This is a genomic window from Pseudomonas sp. TZ252, assembly GCF_056110345.1.
The window spans coordinates 1,317,036-1,335,569 of sequence record NZ_CM148566.1 but is presented as its reverse complement, the minus strand read 5'-3'; the positions used below and the strand labels follow the sequence as shown (position 1 = coordinate 1,335,569).

Below are 18,534 nucleotides of genomic sequence, written 5' to 3'. Positions count from 1 at the left end.
GTGGCAACTGCCGCCCGCTCAAGGGCTGGCAGGTTGTGCGGGGTTCGACGCGCCCCGCAGGAACAGCTCCTCCAGCGTGGCGGACAACCCGGCGCTGGCCGCGCGACCGCGGCGCTCGGCATCGACCATGCCGTAGATCAGGACGATGAAGAGTTCGCTGAAGGTCGCCGCGCTGATATCGATACGGAACACACGCTTCTGCTGGCCGCGCAGGAAGAAGGCGTCCAGGGCTTCGACATAGGACTGCCAACTGGCGTCCCCATGCCCGGCCTGGCGTCCCGGGTTCTGCTCGAACATCAGCAGCGCCAGCAGGTCGCGCTGGGCGAGGTGTTCCCGGATCAGCTCGCGTAGCGCTTCCCGCGGCTCCAGCCGCTGCAGGGCGGCGCTGTGGGTGAGGCGTTCGAGGGTACTCCTGGCATGGCTTTCCAGGCGCCGCTTGAGACCTTCGCGGGTACCGCAATGACGGTTCAGGGTTGCCCTGCTCACTCCTGCCAGTTCCGCCAGTTCTCCCATGGTGGCGCGCGGATGATTGACCATCGCGGTGGCCAGGGCCTTGAGCAGGCGCTGGTCCTGAGACGACGGGGTTGGCGCTGGGTCGAGACTGTCCCTGTGCGGGGAGTCGGGTAGCTGGGCGGATCTGGGAGCGAGTGTCATTTTTGAGGTTTTTTTTATTCTTTTGAGACTGATTTGGATCAATTGTAGCAGGCTGGATCTCCCCACGCCTTGCTTCGCGTCAGGTCTTGAGCGGCAGCACCATGGCCGCGAGCAGTGCCAGGCCCACCCAGACCTCGCACGGGGCGATGGTCGCCGCCTCGCTCAGGCAGAACGCCTTTGACAGGACGAGGGTAGCGGAGACGGTAAGGGCGGCCAGTACGCTGCTCAGCGTCACCGTAGCGGCCTGGAATCGGACGGCGAACATCCGCCGGCGAAGCGCCCCGCCCCACGAAAACCGGGGTGGCTGGCCAGCTTTCTCTCGGTCTGTCATATACTTGGCCGAGTTTTTTTCCTTTTCTTCATGAGGTGCTCGTTTTGGCTCAGTACGTCTACACCATGCATCGGGTCGGCAAGATCGTTCCGCCCAAGCGTGAAATCCTCAAGGACATCTCCCTGTCGTTCTTCCCCGGCGCCAAGATCGGCGTGCTCGGCCTGAACGGCGCGGGCAAGTCCACCCTGCTGCGGATCATGGCCGGCGTCGACACCGAGATCGAAGGCGAGGCCCGGCCGATGCCGGGGATCAACGTCGGCTACCTGCCGCAGGAGCCCAAGCTGGACCCGCAGGCCACCGTGCGCGACATCGTCGAAGAGGCCGTCGGCCAGATCAAGCAGGCCCAGGCGCGGCTGGACGAGGTCTATGCCGCCTATGCCGAGCCGGATGCCGACTTCGACGCCCTGGCCGCCGAGCAGGCCAAGCTGGAGGCGATCCTGCAGGCATCCGACGGACACAACCTGGAACGCCAGCTGGAAGTCGCCGCCGACGCCCTGCGCCTGCCGCCGTGGGATGCCAAGGTCGAGCACCTGTCCGGCGGCGAAAAGCGCCGCGTAGCGCTGTGCCGTCTGCTGCTGTCGGCTCCCGACATGCTGCTGCTGGACGAACCGACCAACCACCTGGACGCCGACTCGGTGGCCTGGCTGGAGCATTTCCTGCACGACTTCCCCGGCACTGTGGTGGCGATCACCCACGACCGCTACTTCCTCGACAACGTCGCCGGCTGGATCCTCGAACTCGACCGTGGCCATGGCATCCCGTTCGAAGGCAACTACTCCGGCTGGCTGGAATCCAAGGCCGCCCGCCTGGCCCAGGAAGCCAAGCAGGAAGCCTCCCACGCCAAGGCCATGAAGGCCGAGCTGGAGTGGGTACGCCAGGGCGCCAAGGGCCGCCAGGCCAAGTCCAAGGCGCGCCTGCAGCGCTTCGAGGAACTGCAGTCGCAGGAATTCCAGAAGCGCAGCGAGACCAACGAGATCTACATCCCGGCCGGTCCGCGCCTGGGCGACAAGGTCATCGAATTGCACAATGTGACCAAGGGCTACGGCGACCGCGTGCTGATCGACAACCTGTCCCTGAGCATTCCCAAGGGCGCCATCGTCGGTGTGATCGGCGGCAACGGCGCGGGCAAGTCGACCCTGTTCCGCATGCTTACCGGCAAGGAGCAGCCGGACTCCGGCACCATCGAGATCGGCGAGACCGTGCAGATCGCCAGCGTCGACCAGAGCCGTGACAGCCTGGAAGGCAACAAGACCGTGTGGGAGCAGGTTTCCGACGGTTTCGAGCAGATCAAGATCGGCAACTACGAAGTCCCGTCGCGCAGCTATGTCGGTCGCTTCAACTTCAAGGGCGCCGACCAGCAGAAGTTCGTCAAGGACCTCTCCGGCGGTGAGCGTGGCCGTCTGCACCTGGCCCTGACCCTGAAGCAGGGCGGCAACGTGCTGCTGCTCGACGAACCGTCCAACGACCTCGACGTGGAAACCCTGCGTGCGCTGGAAGAGGCGCTGCTGGACTTCCCCGGCTCCGCCATCGTGATCTCCCACGACCGCTGGTTCCTCGACCGGATCGCCACCCACATCCTCTCCTACGAGGACGATGGCAAGGTGACCTTCTTCGAAGGCAACTACACCGAGTTCGAGGCGGACCGCAAGAAGCGCCTGGGCGACGCCGCGGCCCAGCCGCACCGCGTGCGCTACAAGAAACTGGCGTAAGCGCACCCTCGAGAAACCGCCCGCCGGCGTTGCCGGCCGGCGGTTTTTTCATGCCTGGAATTCAACGAGCCATGCGCTGGGGAACATGGGAACTGCGCAGGGACACCTCCATCGGCGGTACCCGGGGGAGGCTCCCACGCAGCATGCCTGAGCCTTCACCTAACTAAAGATGGGGGTGCATCGACGGCTGCGATGGTGTCAGCTCTGCTAGTGGTCTGCGCAGCCGATCCGTGCGCTCAATACCGCCTGCCCGGAGAGGCCGCGCCATATGGCGAAGCCCGGCGGAATCGAGTACCGGCATTGGCCGGGCGGACCAGCCGCTACCTTCGCTCGGCGCTGGCGCCTCGGGGTAGCGTTGCCGGTGGTGGCGGCTTGTGCGCTGTCTCCATCATCAGCAGTATGGCCGTTCGGCCTGTATCGCCGGCCTTGCGGCGGTACGACCGGGCGGGCCTTGAAGGGATGCGAGCGGTCGGGTGCGAATGCCAACAACAAACAAGCACGAATCATTGATCTCCCTGCGGGGGATCGGCAAGGGCTACCTCCTGGGGGGGCAGCCGCTGCAGATACTGAAAGACGTCTGCCTGGACATCTTTCCCGGAGAAAGCTGCGCGATCGTCGGCGCGTCGGGCTCGGGCAAGAGCACCCTGCTGAATATCCTCGGCCTGCTCGACCGCCCGGACAGCGGTGCCTACCGCTTCGCCGAGCACGACATCTTCAGCGTCGACGGGGACCGACTGGCGGCGATCCGCAACCGCCTGATCGGCTTCGTCTTCCAGAGCTTCAACCTGTTGCCGCGGCTGAACGCGCTGGACAACGTCGCGCTGCCCCTGAGCTATCGAGGGATGCCGCGCCGCGAGGCACTGGAGCGGGCCGAGGCGATGCTCGCCCGGGTCGGCCTGGCCGAGCGCGCCGGCCATCGTCCGGCGGACCTCTCCGGCGGCCAGCGGCAGCGCGTCGCCATCGCTCGCGCGCTGGTCGGTGAGCCGGCGCTGATCCTCGCCGACGAACCAACCGGCAACCTCGACGCGAGCACCGCGAAAGAAGTGCTGGAGCTGCTCCTCACCCTCAACCGCGAGCGCCAGGTGACCCTGGTGGTGGTCACCCATGATCCCGGCCTGGCGGCCCGTCTCGGGCGCCAACTGACAGTGCGGCATGGCGAGGTGCACGAGGACCTGGCGGAGGCCTGCCGGTGAGCGCCAGCCCGTCGCCCCGGCAATTGCTTCACGAGGCCCTCGCCAGTCTTCGCGGGCTGGGGCGCCGCTCGCTGCTGGCGTTGCTGGGTATCGTCATGGGCTGTTCATCGGTGATCGCGATGCTGAACATCGGCAGCAACGCGACCGACGAAGCGATGAGCATCTTCAAGGACATGGGCACCGACACCCTGGTGGTGCAGTTCCCGTTCGCCCCGCAGGCGCCGATGCCGATGCCGGCGTCGCTCGACACCGAACCGCTGCTCCGCGACGTGGCCGGTCTGGAGCACCTGGCGGCGCTGGGCCTGTACTCGGCGCCGGTGACCTTTCACGGACGCACCAGCAACGCCAGTATCGTCGGCGCCAGCGCCGGGCTCGCGGCTGCCGCCAGGCTGCGGCTGCGCGAAGGACGTTTCCTCTCGCGCTTCGACGATCACGACACCTACGTGGTGGTGGGCGCGACAATCGCCGAGGCCCTGGGGGCGCCCGGCGATCCGCTGCGCCTCGGCGAGCAACTGACGGTCAACGACTATCTGTTTCGCGTGATCGGCATTCTCCAGCCGCAGGCCAGCGCCGCTCTCTTGCCGTTCGCCGCCAACGACTCGCTGTTCGTGCCGGCGCCGGGCATGCCGCGCCTGCAGCCGGCCGCCGAGGTCAGCCATGTGGTGGCGCGGGTCTCGCCGGGAGCGGACGTCTATAGCGTCGGCGCGGCCCTGGGCGCGGCCCTGACGGCGCGGTTGCCCGGCCACGAGGCGCAGGTCCAGGTCTCGCAGCAGGTGCTCGATGGACTCAAGCGGCAGACCCGGACCTTCACCTACCTGCTGGCCGGACTGGGGATCATCTCCCTGCTCGGCGGCGGCGTCGGAGTGATGAACGTGATGCTGATGAGTGTCGCCGAACGCCGCCGGGAAATCGGCGTGCGCATGGCGCTGGGCGCGCGCCAGCGGGATATCCGCAACCTGTTCCTGATCGAGGCGGTGACCCTGACCGCCGCGGGCGCGCTGTCGGGCGCGGTGCTCGGCGTGGCGGCTGCGTATCTCTACGCCAGGTTCTCCGGCTGGACCTTCTCCCTGGCCTACGCGGCCCTGCCGCTGGGGATGGGCAGTACCCTGCTGGTGGGGCTGTTCTTCGGGCTCTATCCGGCGGTCTCGGCGGCTCGCCTGCAACCGGTCGAGGCGCTGCGCGATGAATAGGTGGGGCCTGGGCGTGCTGTGGCTGGTCGCCGCTCTTCCGGTGGCGGCCAGCTTCAACCCGGCGCTGAGTCCGGACGTACCGAGCATGGCCCGCGAGCAGGGCAGGTCGGTGCTGCTCAGCGAGCAGGTGATCGACCTCAGCCTGAGCGACGCGGTCTATCTTGGCCTGCGCAACAACCGTGGAATCCGTAGCGCCTACCTGCAACGGATCGCGCAGAAGTTCGACCTGCGCGTCGCCGCCGACGCCTTCAACCCGAAGCTGGTGGTGCGCGGCGACTATCGCGCCAACCGCGCCACCGAAGACCGCACGAGGACCAGCAATGTCTCGCCCACCGCGACCCTGCTTGGCGAATATGGCACTCGCTTCAGCCTGGCCTGGGTCAAGCAGTTCCGCACCGCCGACGAGGCCGGGCGCTACCGCAGCGATGGCCTCGACCTGACCGTCGTCCAGCCGTTGCTGCGCGATGCGGGCTGGGACGTCACCACCGCGCCGCTGCGCCTGGCACGTCTCTCCGAAGACGCCAATCGCCTGCAACTCAAGGCCAGCGTGTCGCAGACCATCAGCCAGGTCATCGGCGCCTACCGGGAGCTGCTGCGCGCCCAGGAGCAGGCGCGCATCGCTCGCGAAGCCCTGGCGCGGACCCAGGAGCTGCTCGAGGTCAACCGGGCGATGATCCGCGCCGGGCGAATGGCCGAATTCGAGATCGTGCAGACCGAGGCCGACGTCGCCAGCCAGGAGCTCAATGTCGAGGAGTCCACCAACCAGGTCGACAGCGCACGCCTGGCCCTGCTGCAACTGCTGGCGCTGGACCTGTCGACGCAAATCCGCGCCAGCGATGCGCTGGCCGCCACGCCGATCGAGGTCGACCGCCAGCAGGCGATCAGGACCGCCCTGCAGCAGCAACCGGAATACCTGCAACGCCTGATCGGCAGTCGCCAGGCCGACCTCAACCTGGTGCTGGCGAAGAACCAGCGCCTGTGGGATGTCTCGCTGGTGGGCGGCGCCAGCCAGATCCGCGACCGCTACAGCGAGGGCGGTGGTGACAATTCACGCAGCTGGGACAGCTACGCCGGGGTACAGGTGGAAATTCCCATCGGCGACCTCAGCCGCCGGCAGGCCGAGGTGCGCGCCCAGGTCGACGTGGAGAACCAGAAGATCCTGATCGAGGATGCCCGGCAGACCCTGGAGCAGAACGTCATCGATGCGGTGCGCGACCTCGGCACGCGCTGGCGCCAGTACCAGATCGCCCAGCGCGCCACCGCCTTGTCGCGGCGCAAGCTGGAGATCGAACGGGAAAAGCTGCGCGTCGGGCGTTCGAGCAACTTCCAGGTGCTGAGCTTCGAGACCGACCTGCGCAACGTCGAGAACACCCAATTGAATGCCCTGATCTCGTTTCTCAATGCGCAGACGCAGCTCGACCTGATCGTCGGCATGACCCTGGATAGCTGGGAGATTTCGCTCAATGACCACTGACCGGTTTTCCTTCCTGCGCCGGCCGGCATTGTCGCTCGCCGCCGGCCTGGCGGTTGTCGCGGCGCTGGCCTGGCTGGTCCTCGCCGGCGGCACCGCGAAACGCACGGAAGGGGAGCGTTGGGTCGCCGTACGGGCGGCCCCGCTGGTGCATCAGATCGGCCTGGTCGGACGCCTGGAACCGGGGCGCGTGGTGACCCTGGCGGCGCCCTTCGCCGGCAATGTCGAGGCGCTGCTGGTGGAGCCGGGACAGCGGGTCGCGGAAGGACAGGAGCTGCTGCGCATGGACACCCGCGAGATCGCCGTGCAGGTGCGCGAGGCACAGTCGGCGTTGCTCAAGGCCCGTCGCACCCTGCAGGACCTGCGCGACTGGGAGCGTGGCGAGGACATGGCGCGGGTCCGTCGTGCCCTGCGCAGCGCGCAGCTGGCGCAGAGCAGCACCGAGCGCAAGTTGCGCGAGACCCGCGAGCTGTTCCAGCGCGGGATCGTCCCGCGCAACGAACTCGACGATCTCGAACAACAGGCCAGCCAGCAGCGCATGGACCTGGAGGCGGCCCGGAGGGAAGTGGAGTCGACCCGCGCCAAGGGGCAGGGTGAGAATCGCCAGATCGCCGAAATGGACCTGGCCAACGCCAGCGTGAAATACGAGACGCTGCAGGCCCAGCTGGATGGCCGTACGGTGCGCGCGCCCTTTGCCGGTATCGTCGTCGCGGCGCCCGGCCTGGCTGGCGAGCAGGGCAGCCGCGAACCGGTGCAGGCCGGTAGCAAGCTGGGGCAGGGCCAGGCGTTGTTCGGCCTGGCCAGCGTCGAGCGGCTGAAGGTATCTGCGAAGGTTTCCGAACTGGATATCAACCAGTTGCGCGAAGGGCAGGCGGTGGAAATCAGTGGCGACGGCTTCGAGGGCACCACGCTGGCGGGCGTCATCGCCGCCCTCGGTGGTCAGGCTCTGCCCGGCATGGCCCAGGGAGGCAGCCCGCAGTTCGAGGTGACGGTGTCGGTAGCGCCGCTTGATCCCCGCCAGTTGCAGAAGATTCGTCTGGGAATGAGCGCCAAGCTGACGGTCACCACCTATCGCAACGAACAGGCCATCGTCGTGCCGCCGGAGGCGATACGCCACGAGGGTGACCGGCTGTTCGTGGACGTTCGCCAGGCTCCCGGCGCCAGCGTGATGGCGCAACAGGTCAAGATCGGACGCTCCACGCCGGAGGGCGTGGAGGTGTTCGAGTTGCAGCCGGGTCTTGTTCGCGTGCCGTCATCGTCCGACCGATAGTTGGCAACCTAACTTTGGGTTGGCTGGGTCGCTTCGCGAGCTGCAAATTCTGGTAGGTATGCCCCGTCATGGTGCGTTTCTTCCCGACGCGGATGTTGACAGAGGTATCAGGATTCCTTCGCGACGACGCTTCGTTCGCCCTCCACGGTGTTCACCGATCTTTCTTCGGAGGGGCAACCCCCTTCTTTCGCTAGGCTTTTCCAGAGCCGCGCTGACCGTACTCTGGCCCCCGTCGTTGACTGGTCCACTGCCCCCTCGCGGTGTTTGCCAGCCCTGTCAGGCCTGCGTTCGCGGAGGTCGGCCAGGCGGGCATTCCGAGGTGCGGCGGGTTGGCAAACCTATCGGATCTTTCCGATATCCGGTCTGTCCCGGCTCGTCGTGGGGACCGTCAGCGTCGGCACCGGATAGGACTCATGAGGTAAAGCTTCTCCCGAATCCCGGTACGCACGGTCAAGGCGGGTGGTGTGGTTCGCCTGGCAGGTGGAACGGACGGGAAGGCACAAGGTGGTCGTGGGGGCGGGTCGGCGACGATCCTGCCGCATGATCAAGGCTCGGCAACCGCGAGCGTTGCCAACTCACTGGAAGGATACAAAACAATGAAATCCATCAAGTCCCTGCCGTCCTTTGCTGCTCTTGCTCTCTGCCTGAGCGTTTCGTCCATGGCCAGCGCGGCCACCATCACCCCGGTCAACTCGGCCTTCACCGCACCTGGCACCATCAGCGTGAGCTCGCCGGCGTCGCTCAATCTGCCAGTGACCTGCAACATCACCTTCAAGGGCACGACAGCCGCCGATGGTTCCTATGCCTCGATCGACAGCGTCACCGTCAGCGGCAGCAACACCCTGTGCAGCGTGCCGCAGATGACCGGCCTGCCGTGGAAGCTGACCGTCTCCAGCACCACCGCCGGCAAGGTCGATGGCGTCGGCTTCAAGATTCTCTCCTCTACCTGTGGCCCGAGCACCGTCAACGGTTCCTGGAGCAACGCCACCAATACCCTCAGCGCCAGCAATCAGTCGCTGGCTGGGAACTGCAAGATCAACAGCCTGAGTGTGCAGCCGACCCCGGCCTTCGTAGTCAACCCGTAATCCGGGCTGCCGCTGGCGCCTTCGGCGCCAGCGGTTTCGCGCTCCCGCTGCCAGGCGTCCTTCGCGGGCCGGCAGGTCCGAGGGAGTTTCCGCCGGAAGCGGCGCAGAACCTCGTTCGCACATGGAAAACGGCCTGGGGGAGGGTGTCCGCCAGGACGCTCAAGCAGGCCGACCATCGTGCCCCGTGCACTAGCAGCCACCAGGGGTGAAACCTTGAACAACAAAAACGATATTTCCTGCCTGTTTGCCAGAAAACCATTGCCATTGCTCTGCGCCCTGATCGTCGGCGGACTGTTCGGCACGTCCCAGGCACAAGCCGGCGGCTTCATGGTACCGACCACCAACACGGCGGGCTGGGGCCGTGCGATGGCAGGCGGCTCGCTGTTTCCCAACGATCCGAGCGCCGCGTTCAACAACCCGGCGGCCATGGCTTTCATCGACAAGCGGATCGCCCAGTTGACGATCAACTATGCCGATATCGACATCAAGTACAACGGCGATGCCTACGACTACCAGGGCAATCCCATGACCGGCGGCTACCAGGATGGGCCGGGCACTCCCGAGCTGGCTACCAACGATGGCGGCCAGGCCGGATTCGGCGCGTGGCTGCCGACCGGCTTCCTGGTCGTACCGATCAACGACCGCTTCGCCTTCGGTCTGAGCCAGGTCGTTCCGATGGGAATGCGCAGCACCTGGGACCCGAACTGGAAAGGCCGCGATTTCGCGGTGGACACCAAGATCGAGACGATCGGCCTGACCGGCTCCCTGTCGTTCAAGGTCAACGATAACTTCTCCCTGGGCGCCGGGGTGATCATCCAGCGCACCTCCGGCTTCGTCAGCCAGAACCTCGATCTCTATGCCTCGGCCGCCAACTCCCCGGGCATGGGCGGGATTCCGTTCCCGGCCTCGAACTCGTCCGCGCTGATGCGGGTCAAGGTGGACAACACCTCGCCCGGCTTCTTCGCCGGCGCGGTTTGGAAGCCGACCGACCGCGACACCCTGGGCTTCGCCTACCACGCGAAGATCCGCAACAAGCTGAAGGGGCACTACAACCTCTACGACCACGACGGTGGACTCACCGAGGGCGCCATCGAGGGCGGCACCCCGGGCCTGGCCTATCCGGGCCTGGACCTGCGTATGGGCGCTTCCGCCTCGGCGCGCCTGGATATCCCCGCCTACGCCTCGCTGGATTGGGTACACCAGTTCAACGACCGTCTGAGCCTGGGCGCCAGCGCCACCTGGACCGAGTGGTCGTCGTTCCAGGACCTGACCCTCAAGTCCCACGGCAACACGATCGTCTCCATCCCCTACACCTACCGGAACACCTGGACCCTGGCGGTGGGCGGCGACTACAAGGTGACCGACCAGTGGACCATGCGCGCCGGGGTCGCCTACGACCAGACGCCGACCCACAATGCCACCCGCGACCCGCGGATTCCCGACGGCGATCGCTACTTCGCCTCCCTGGGCGCCGGCTATCGCTTCCAGTCGATGCCGGAGTTGTCGATCGACGCGGCCTACTCGCGGCAATTCGTCAAGGAGGTGCCGTTGAAGACGGTCAACCAGGATCGCCTGGGCGGCGGGCGGCTGGATGGCAGGGCAACCAGCAAGGGACAGGTGTTCAGCCTGTCCGCGACCTACGACTTCTAGACCCGGCCGTAGGTAGAGGAAGGGCCTCCCCCTGGCGGGGGAGGCCCTTTCGCATCTGGCGCCGGGATGCACGCGAACGGTGCTTTCGTCGCCCTTCAACAGTGCGTGGCCAGCCCGGGAGGCAGCCTGGTTCCGGGCGCGTGCTCTGGCCCGAGCCGTTCTGGCGGACCCGGAAAGTTTCAGTTTTGCACCATAAAGATTCATCAATGCGTCATTTCGCACTTTCTAGGTGCCGCCTGGCTTGTTAGAGTCACGCGCAAAAAATTGTTCACAAAACTAGAAACCGGTGAGAAAAATGACGCAATCCGTCGACGCTTTCCTCGAGCGCCTGAAGCGGCGCGATCCCGATCAGCCCGAATTCCACCAGGCGGTGGAAGAGGTGCTGCGTTCCCTCTGGCCGTTCCTCGAGGCCAACCCGCACTACCTGGAAGCCGGCATCATCGAACGCATCGTCGAACCCGAGCGGGCGATCCTGTTCCGCGTACCCTGGGTCGACGACCAGGGCCGGGTACGGGTCAACCGTGGCTACCGGGTGCAGATGAGCAGCGCCATCGGCCCCTACAAGGGCGGCCTGCGCTTCCATCCCTCGGTCAACCTCGGGGTGCTGAAGTTCCTCGCCTTCGAGCAGGTCTTCAAGAACTCCCTGACCACTCTGCCCATGGGCGGCGGCAAGGGCGGCTCCGACTTCGATCCGAAGGGCAAGAGCGACGCCGAGGTGATGCGTTTCTGCCAGTCGTTCATGAGCGAGCTGTACCGCCACGTCGGCGCCGACCTGGACGTGCCGGCCGGCGACATCGGCGTCGGCGCGCGTGAGATCGGCTACCTGTTCGGCCAGTACAAGCGCCTGTCCAACCAGTTCACCTCGGTGCTGACCGGCAAGGGCCTGAGCTATGGCGGCAGCCTGATCCGCCCGGAGGCGACCGGCTTCGGCTGCGTCTACTTCGCCCAGGAAATGCTCAAGGATCGTGGCCGCGGCTTCGACGGCCAGCGGGTGGCGATCTCCGGCTCGGGCAACGTCGCCCAGTACGCGGCGCGCAAGGTCATGGAAATGGGCGGCAAGGTGATCTCGCTGTCCGATTCCGAAGGCACCCTGTATGCCGAGGCGGGGCTCTCCGACGAGCAGTGGGAATACCTGATGGAGCTGAAGAACGTGCGCCGCGGGCGCATCCGCGAGATGGCGGAGCAGTTTTCCCTGCAGTTCCTCGAAGGGCGCCGGCCCTGGGGCCTGGCCTGCGATATCGCGCTGCCCTGCGCGACCCAGAACGAACTGGATGCCGAGGATGCGCGGCGCCTGCTGGCCAACGGCTGCGTCTGTGTCGCCGAAGGCGCCAACATGCCCTCGACCCTGGAAGCCGTCGACCTGTTCCTCGAGGCCGGCATCCTCTACGCGCCGGGCAAGGCGTCGAACGCCGGCGGGGTGGCGGTGAGCGGCCTGGAGATGTCGCAGAACGCCATGCGCCTGCGTTGGAGCGAGGGCGAGGTGGATACCAAGCTGCACGGCATCATGCAGTCGATCCACCATGCCTGCCTGCTGTACGGCGAGGAGCAGGGGCGGGTCAACTACGTGAAGGGGGCGAACATCGCCGGCTTCGTCAAGGTCGCCGATGCGATGCTGGCGCAGGGCGTGGTCTGAGGTCGTCCCATAGAGGAAAAACGGGGCTCCAGGGGAGCCCCGTTTTTCCTTGTGGCGGTTATTCCGCGGGACGCGGCGTGGTCTCCGTGCTGGCCGGCAGCAGCGGATATTCGACGCGCGGCTGCTTGCCGCTCAGGCTGTGCAGGAAGGCGACGATGTTCTCCACGTCGTCCGGCGCCAACTGCTTGCCGAGCTGGGCGTTGCCCATGATCGCCACCGCGTCCTTGAGTTCCCAGACCTGGCCGCTGTGGAAGTACGGCGCGGTGAGGGCGACGTTGCGCAGGGGCGCGGCGCGGAATACGTACTCGTCGCTCTGGGTCTTGGTCACGGCGAAGCGGCCCTTGTCGCCGCTGGGCAGCACGCTGGCGTCGGGCTTCTTCACCAGGCCGAACGGGAAGTAGGCCTGGCCGCCCAGGTTGATGCCGTTGTGGCAGGCGCTGCAGCCACTGTCCATGAATGCCTTGAGGCCTTTCTTCTGCTGTGCGTCGAGGGCCTTGTCGTCGCCCTTGAGATACAGGTCGAAGGGCGAGTCCGGAGTCACCAGGGTCGCCTCGTAGGCCTCGATGGCCAGCGCCATGTTGTCGAAGCTGACCGGCTTGCCGGCCTTGGGGAAGGCCTTGCGGAAGGCGTCCACGTATTCCGGGATGCTGCCCAGGGTCTGTTCGACCAACTGCGGGGTACTGTGCATCTCGACGCTGTTCTGGATCGGACCCTTGGCCTGCTCCCCCAGGTCCTTGGCGCGGCCATCCCAGAACTGCGCGGCATTGAACACGGCGTTGAAGACCGTCGGTGAATTGCGTGGCCCCTTCTGCCAGCCGTGACCGACCGACGTCGGTACGTTGTCGGCGCCGCCGGTGCCGACGTTGTGGCAGGTGTTGCAGCTGAGCACATGGCTGCGTGACAGGCGCGGGTCGAAGAACAGTTTCTTGCCGAGTTCGCGCTGTTGCTCGCTGATGGGCTGGCCGCGTAGCTCGGTGACCTGCTCGGGGATGGGTTTGAACAGCGCGCTGGCCTGGTCGTGCAGGGCATCGGCCTGGGCGAGGGGCGTGGCGAACGACAGCAACAGGCTGCCAAGCGGGAGCAGTTGCGAGGACTGCATCTTTTTTTCTCCTTATCAGGCGTTACAACCGGTCCTGTGAGGAGAGGCCAGCGGCGCGCTGCCCGGCTTGACGTGGATCAAGCGCACCGGGATCGGTGCTGCGGATGGTTGTCGCAGCGTGCTTCAGCGCTCGCGCAAGGCCCGGGCCAACGCGCGGTCGCGGTCGCGCTGCCAATCGTCGTCGCGGTCGTCCCACTGGCGCTCCTCGAAACGCCGCCGCTCTTCGCTCCGCGCCATCGACCGGCATTGCTCGAAGCCGTCGCCCCAGCCGCTGGCGTAGATCGCCTCGCGCAGGTAGCGGGGGACGTCCTTGCGGAATTCGCCGCTGATCGAGCCGGCCGCCTGGCGGCCGCTACCGCAGCCATCGTCGAAACCGTCGGCATAGGCGGGCGGGTAGCCCTTGGCGAGCAGGTACTGGTGGGTGCTTTCGCAGCCGCCGAGCAGGGTGGCGGTGAGCAGGATCAGGGCGAGGACAAGCACGCCGAGACGCGAAGAAGACATGGCCGGGACTCCTCGACCGCCGGGTTGGGGCTCCCGGAGATTCGCGCCGGGCCCGCTGGCAGGTCCGGCGCGAGTCTAGGTCGGCATTGGTGAGGAATTCGTCAAGCCGATGTGATGACGATGCGATGACCGCCGCCGTCCAGCGCCTGGTCGCCGATCCTCACCGGCAGGAAGCGTTCGATAACCCGGCGGTTGCTTTGCAGATGGGCGCTCAGCCGCGGCGTGGTGAAGCTGCCGGCGCCGGCCAGGGCCATGGGCAGCAGCAATTGGTCGGCGAGGTGCTCGTCCGCCGCGCAGCCGCTTTCCATCCAGCCGATGGCTTGCGTCGCGACCTGTTCCGCCACCCGTTCGGCGCTGACGCCGGCCTGGCCGAAGGCGCAGAAGGTCGCGCAGATGTGCTCGCAGTCGATCCGCAGCAGCAGGGCGTTGCCCGGCCCCTGGTCCTCCGCGAGGAACTCCAGCTGGCGTTCTTCGTCGCTCCAACCGAGGCGCTGGCGGACCCTCTCCAGCTCGCGCTCGCCGACGTGCCCGGGAATCCCGGCGAGCAGCGCCCGCGCCTGGCGCCGCAGCGCCGCGCCGGGATGCTCCAGTTGCAGCGGCCGCCAGCGCGCCGGGCGTACCCGCGCCAGCAGCTCGCCACCGCCGGCGGGTACGAAGCCGTGGCGCAGCAGTTCCAGGTCGACTTCCGCGCCCATCCGCTGCAACAGCGGCAGCCAGCTGTCGCGGAGAAAGTCCGCCGGCGGCGCCAGTGGATTGTGGGTGCCGCCGCTGATCCTCACCCGGCTTTCGCCGTTTGCCGCGAGCAGCGCCGGCAGCAGGGTTTGCAGTACCAGCGAGCAACTGCCGGCGGAGCCGATGGCGAAGGCGTAGTCGCCGGCGCGGATCGCACCGGGCCGGAACGCCAGCTCGCGTGAGCCGAGCTCGGCACCCTCGACCTCGGCCGCGCAGATTTCCGCCGCCGCGCGCACCGCGGTGAGGTGCTGCCGCAGCAGCCCCGGACGGCTGCGCCGGCCACGGATGTTGCGGATGCGCAGCGGCTGGCCGCTGGTCATCGACAGGCTCAGGGCGCTACGCAGGATCTGCCCGCCGCCTTCGCTGCCGTCGAGTTCGATGAGGTCCTTTCTCATGAGGTTTCCCTTGTGTATTGCCATATCTTGTCGTGGAGGTAGCGATCCAGCAGTCGGCTGTCCTGGCGCGCGCCGGTTGGTTGGGTGGCCCCTCGTTCGGCCTGGAGCAACTCCGCTTCGATGAAGCGTTGCAGCGCCAGGCGCGGAGGGCCGTAGGCCGATTCGTCGCGCTGACGCTTGAGGCTCAGCAAGGCATCCAGTTCTTCGCGCAGCGACGGATCGTCCAGCGTGGCTTCCACTAGCCTCTCGAACGCCACCGGCGGCAAGCCCAGGCCTGCATCCAGCCAACGCACCGCGAACAACGGACGCAGGACGTAGAGGTATTTCTTCAGCCGGACGCTGTCGCCCTTCAGGTAGCCCCGGTAGTTCTTGCGTGCCATCGACAGGTAGTGATGGCGACTGCCTGGTACGGAGTGAAAGGCGCTGCCCAGCCAGAGCAGTTCCTCGCGCACGCCAGGCTCTTCCCGATACACCAGCGGCGAGCCGAGCCACTCCAGCAGGGCCGGGTTGGATTTGCGCATCAGGCGCAACGCCTTGCGCAGTTCCCAGCCGCTGATGTCCAGCTCGTCGCTCAGCGGACGTTCTATCACGTCGCGAGGTTCCTCGACGCGCTGATACCACTCGGGCTGATGCACATAGACGAAGCGTACGTCGTAGTCGCTGTCCGGCGAAGCGAAGCCCCAGGCCCGGCTGCCCGACTCGCAGGCGTAGAGCACGACTACGTCGTGCTCGCGTTCGATCCGTTCCAGCTCATCCAGTACCCGCTCGCGCATGGCGGCGGGGAGCGGATGGCGTTCTTCCCTGTTCATTTCGATTCTTCCCCAGCGGGCGCCACAGGGCGCCCGTCATCCTTTCACGCACACCACCTGACGCAGGGTGTGCAGCACTTCCACCAGCTCGCGCTGGGCTTCCATGACCCGGTCGATATCCTTGTAGGCCATCGGGATCTCGTCGATCACGTCGGCGTCCTTGCGGCATTCGACGTGGGCGGTGGCGCGCGCCTGGTCGGCGACGCTGAAGACCTTCTTCGCCTTGGTCCGGCTCATGGTCCGCCCGGCGCCGTGGCTGCACGAGCAGAACGCTTCCTGGTTGCCGAGGCCGCGGACGATGAAGCTCTTCGCCCCCATCGAGCCGGGAATGATGCCGAGCTGGCCCTTCTGCGCGGACACCGCGCCTTTGCGGGTGACCAGTACCTCCTGGCCGAAGTGGCGCTCCTTCTGCACGTAGTTGTGGTGGCAATCGACCGCCTCCAGGTTGGCTTCGAACGGCTTGCGGATCACCTGGCGCGCCGCCTCGATCACCGCGTGCATCATCAGCGCGCGGTTCTGCCGGGCGAAATCCTGGGCCCAGCCGACCGCTTCCACGTAGTCGTCGAAGTGCCGGCTGCCTTCCTCGAAGTAGGCCAGGTCCTTGTCCGGCAGGTTGGCGATGTGCTGGCGCATGTCCGCCTTGGCCAGTTCGATGAACAGGTTGCCGATGGCGTTGCCGACCCCGCGCGAACCGCTGTGCAGCATGAACCAGACGCGGTCGGCCTCGTCCAGGCAGACCTCGATGAAGTGGTTGCCGGTGCCGAGGGTTCCCAGGTGCTGGCGGTTGTTGGTCTTCTCCAGCCTCGGGTGCTTGTCGGTGATCGCCTTGAAGCGACCGGCGAGCGCCTTCCAGGCCTGGTCGGCGGCCTCCGGTACCTCGTGCCAGGCGCCGCGGTCGCGGCGGCCGAAGGTCTTGCCGTGAGGTACCGCCTGCTCGATGGCGCTGCGCAGGCCGTGCAGGTTGTCCGGCAGGTCGGCGGCGAGCAGCGAGGTGCGCGCGGCGATCATTCCGCAGCCGATATCCACGCCCACCGCGGCCGGGATGATCGCGCCGAGGGTAGGGATCACGCTACCGATGGTCGAGCCCTTGCCCAGGTGTACGTCAGGCATCACCGCCAGGTGCTTGAAGATGAAGGGCATCTTCGCCGTGTTCAGCAACTGCTGGCGCGCTTCCTCCTCCACCGGGACGCCCTGGGTCCAGAGCTTGATCGGCTTGCCGCCGGCCACTTCGAGGATATTCATGTCTTTCATCGTGCTTTCCTTGTGCTCCGCGCCGTCTTGTCGACGGAGCGGCTATCGTTCGTGATCAGGCCTGCTTCAGCGTGACCAGTCCGTTCAATACCTGGTCCAGGCCACCGAATACCGAAATCCGGTCGATGCGCTCGGCCACCCGCTCCAGGGTTTCCAATTCCTTCAGACGCAGCGCGGTCGGGTTTTCCTCCATGACCTTCGCGGTATTCAGCAGCGAGCGGGTCGCCGAGGTTTCCTCGCGGCGGCGGATCACATTGGCCTGGGCCGCCTTCTCCGCCTCCACCACCTGCGCCAGCAGGGTCTTCATTTCGCCCGGGAGGATGATGTCGCGTACGCCCAGGCCGCTCACTTCCAGGCCGCTGTCTTCCAGCTTGGCGGCCAGGTGGGCGCTGACCGCTTCGTCGATCGACTGCTTGTTCTCCAGCAGTTCGTCGAGGGTACGGGTGCCCACTGCCGCCCGCAGGCCGAACTGCAGCTCGCGGTACAGATACTCCAGCGGTTTGCTCAGCCGCGAGAAGGCGGTGAGCACGTCGCTGTAGCGCCAATTGGCGGCGAGGTTCAGGCGCAGGCTGACCTTGTCGCGGGTGAGGATCTCCTGGCCGCTGACCTCCAGCGCCTGGATACGGGTGTCGACCAGTTCCACGCTGACTTGCCGGTTGTAGCGCCAGAAACCGTATTGTCCGGCTTGCAGCAGGCCGGCAAGGGCGCCGTCGACCTTGAGCACGCCGACCTGGAACGCCGGCACCTGGACCAGCAACACTGCGTCCAGGCCCGCCAGGGCGCGGTCGCGCAGGTTCGGCTGGTGCAACTGGGCGACCAGCGCGGCGGACAATCGATAGTCCTGGGTCAGGTCGATGCGCTCCAGGCGCTGCTCGGTCTGGCCTTTCCAGTACAGTCGGCGGCTGCCCGGTGCGAGCAACTCCACCAGCACGCCGTCCTCGTAGCGCAGGCCGGCCTCGTTGTCGCCCAGGTCCATCCGGGTGAAGTAGCGCTCCACCAGTTGCGGTTCGCTCTGCCGCAGGTAGCCGGCCAGGCGGTGTTCGAACTGCGGGGTGTTCAGGCTGAAGCTTTCCAGGCTCAGGCGGTCGTACGGATCGAAGCGGCGGTAGGTGCCCGGTTCGAGCACGGCGAGGAAGTCGCCTTCGGAATACAGCAGGCCGCGTTCGTTCTTCTTCACGATAAAGCGCTTCAGCATTTTCATCTCTTCATTCCTTTCATTCTTCCGTGGTGCCGGTGTTGCCGGCCCGTCGAGCGTCGTGGGTGGAGCGCGGAGGAGGTTGGCCTGGCGGACGTCCTGTCCATACGATCGATTCCCTCGATCCCCGGCCTGCCTTGCCCCGTGCCCGAACCGCGGGCCGGACGGGCCGGCGGCGGCTTCGGCTCCCTTGCGTTGTCCGGCCTTCCTGGCCGCTTGCGCAGTTCGCCTCGGCCACACCGGCGGGTGTTGCCATTGAGTGATTGCCGTTAAGGCAACGTTCGAGCGGGAGTCGAACCCGCGACAGACCATTTCGTGGATGGTTGCTCTACCAGGCTGAGCTATCGAACCGCGAAGCGGCATTGC

Annotated in this window: 16 protein-coding genes and 1 tRNA gene; 8 read left to right on the top strand and 9 right to left on the bottom strand. The window is 66.6% G+C overall.

What is annotated here, in order from left to right:
* Nucleotides 1-18: 18 nt before the first annotated feature.
* Nucleotides 19-537 carry a TetR/AcrR family transcriptional regulator EscR gene (gene escR, locus ACYAF3_RS06190; protein WP_003094834.1) on the bottom strand — a complete coding sequence of 173 codons (519 nt, stop codon included), beginning with the start codon at nucleotides 535-537 and terminating at the stop codon, nucleotides 19-21.
* Nucleotides 538-733: 196 nt separating this feature from the next.
* Entirely contained in the window at nucleotides 734-919 is a 186-nt protein-coding gene (locus tag ACYAF3_RS06185; protein WP_003161789.1) for a hypothetical protein, read from the bottom strand.
* A gap of 110 nt (nucleotides 920-1,029) precedes the next feature.
* Between ACYAF3_RS06185 and ettA the strand changes: the two genes are divergently transcribed.
* The 8 genes from ettA (at nucleotide 1,030) to gdhA (ending at nucleotide 12,186) form a co-directional block, all read left to right on the top strand.
* Nucleotides 1,030-2,694, top strand: a complete 1,665-nt coding sequence (gene ettA, locus ACYAF3_RS06180; RefSeq protein ID WP_003094829.1) for an energy-dependent translational throttle protein EttA — start codon at nucleotides 1,030-1,032, stop codon at nucleotides 2,692-2,694.
* A 506-nt stretch (nucleotides 2,695-3,200) separates the two neighbouring features.
* Nucleotides 3,201-3,887 carry an ABC transporter ATP-binding protein gene (locus ACYAF3_RS06175; protein WP_003116280.1) on the top strand — a complete coding sequence of 229 codons (687 nt, stop codon included), beginning with the start codon at nucleotides 3,201-3,203 and terminating at the stop codon, nucleotides 3,885-3,887.
* Nucleotides 3,884-5,077 (top strand): ABC transporter permease, encoded by a 1,194-nt coding sequence (locus ACYAF3_RS06170; protein ID WP_003103140.1) that lies wholly within the window; start codon nucleotides 3,884-3,886, stop codon nucleotides 5,075-5,077. Before ACYAF3_RS06175 ends, ACYAF3_RS06170 begins: the two co-directional genes overlap by 4 nt.
* On the top strand, nucleotides 5,070-6,551 hold the full coding sequence (locus tag ACYAF3_RS06165; protein WP_003123404.1) for a TolC family protein: 1,482 nt from the start codon (nucleotides 5,070-5,072) through the stop codon (nucleotides 6,549-6,551). The genes ACYAF3_RS06170 and ACYAF3_RS06165 overlap by 8 nt, the downstream gene beginning before the upstream one ends.
* Nucleotides 6,541-7,818 (top strand): efflux RND transporter periplasmic adaptor subunit, encoded by a 1,278-nt coding sequence (locus ACYAF3_RS06160; RefSeq protein ID WP_003103134.1) that lies wholly within the window; start codon nucleotides 6,541-6,543, stop codon nucleotides 7,816-7,818. The genes ACYAF3_RS06165 and ACYAF3_RS06160 overlap by 11 nt, the downstream gene beginning before the upstream one ends.
* Nucleotides 7,819-8,414: 596 nt before the next feature.
* The gene (praA, locus tag ACYAF3_RS06155; protein ID WP_003094820.1) at nucleotides 8,415-8,903 is read left to right on the top strand and encodes an alkane oxidation protein activator PraA; all 489 of its coding nucleotides are present in this window, start codon (nucleotides 8,415-8,417) and stop codon (nucleotides 8,901-8,903) included.
* Nucleotides 8,904-9,161: 258 nt separating this feature from the next.
* Nucleotides 9,162-10,553 (top strand): outer membrane protein transport protein, encoded by a 1,392-nt coding sequence (locus ACYAF3_RS06150; RefSeq protein WP_031637727.1) that lies wholly within the window; start codon nucleotides 9,162-9,164, stop codon nucleotides 10,551-10,553.
* Nucleotides 10,554-10,848: 295 nt separating this feature from the next.
* On the top strand, nucleotides 10,849-12,186 hold the full coding sequence (gdhA, locus tag ACYAF3_RS06145) for an NADP-specific glutamate dehydrogenase (RefSeq protein WP_003094817.1): 1,338 nt from the start codon (nucleotides 10,849-10,851) through the stop codon (nucleotides 12,184-12,186).
* Between the two features lie 58 nt (nucleotides 12,187-12,244).
* Here the strand turns inward: gdhA and ccpA are convergent, their stop codons facing one another.
* The 7 genes from ccpA to ACYAF3_RS06110 all read right to left on the bottom strand — a co-directional run bounded on the left by ccpA (nucleotide 12,245) and on the right by ACYAF3_RS06110 (nucleotide 18,519).
* On the bottom strand, nucleotides 12,245-13,285 hold the full coding sequence (ccpA, locus tag ACYAF3_RS06140; RefSeq protein ID WP_003094815.1) for a cytochrome-c peroxidase CcpA: 1,041 nt from the start codon (nucleotides 13,283-13,285) through the stop codon (nucleotides 12,245-12,247).
* 123 nt (nucleotides 13,286-13,408) lie between these two features.
* Nucleotides 13,409-13,786 carry a hypothetical protein gene (locus ACYAF3_RS06135; protein ID WP_003107850.1) on the bottom strand — a complete coding sequence of 126 codons (378 nt, stop codon included), beginning with the start codon at nucleotides 13,784-13,786 and terminating at the stop codon, nucleotides 13,409-13,411.
* A gap of 101 nt (nucleotides 13,787-13,887) precedes the next feature.
* Nucleotides 13,888-14,913 carry an RNA 3'-terminal phosphate cyclase gene (gene rtcA, locus ACYAF3_RS06130; protein ID WP_003112809.1) on the bottom strand — a complete coding sequence of 342 codons (1,026 nt, stop codon included), beginning with the start codon at nucleotides 14,911-14,913 and terminating at the stop codon, nucleotides 13,888-13,890.
* Nucleotides 14,910-15,722, bottom strand: coding sequence for a nucleotidyltransferase domain-containing protein (locus ACYAF3_RS06125; RefSeq protein WP_003105094.1), 813 nt, complete (start codon nucleotides 15,720-15,722; stop codon nucleotides 14,910-14,912). The genes rtcA and ACYAF3_RS06125 overlap by 4 nt, the downstream gene beginning before the upstream one ends.
* 36 nt (nucleotides 15,723-15,758) lie before the next feature.
* Nucleotides 15,759-16,973 carry an RtcB family protein gene (locus ACYAF3_RS06120; RefSeq protein ID WP_019726904.1) on the bottom strand — a complete coding sequence of 405 codons (1,215 nt, stop codon included), beginning with the start codon at nucleotides 16,971-16,973 and terminating at the stop codon, nucleotides 15,759-15,761.
* Nucleotides 16,974-17,028: 55 nt separating this feature from the next.
* The gene (locus tag ACYAF3_RS06115; RefSeq protein ID WP_003119411.1) at nucleotides 17,029-18,174 is read right to left on the bottom strand and encodes a slipin family protein; all 1,146 of its coding nucleotides are present in this window, start codon (nucleotides 18,172-18,174) and stop codon (nucleotides 17,029-17,031) included.
* Nucleotides 18,175-18,445: 271 nt separating this feature from the next.
* Nucleotides 18,446-18,519, bottom strand: a tRNA-Arg gene (locus ACYAF3_RS06110).
* Nucleotides 18,520-18,534: the final 15 nt, after the last annotated feature.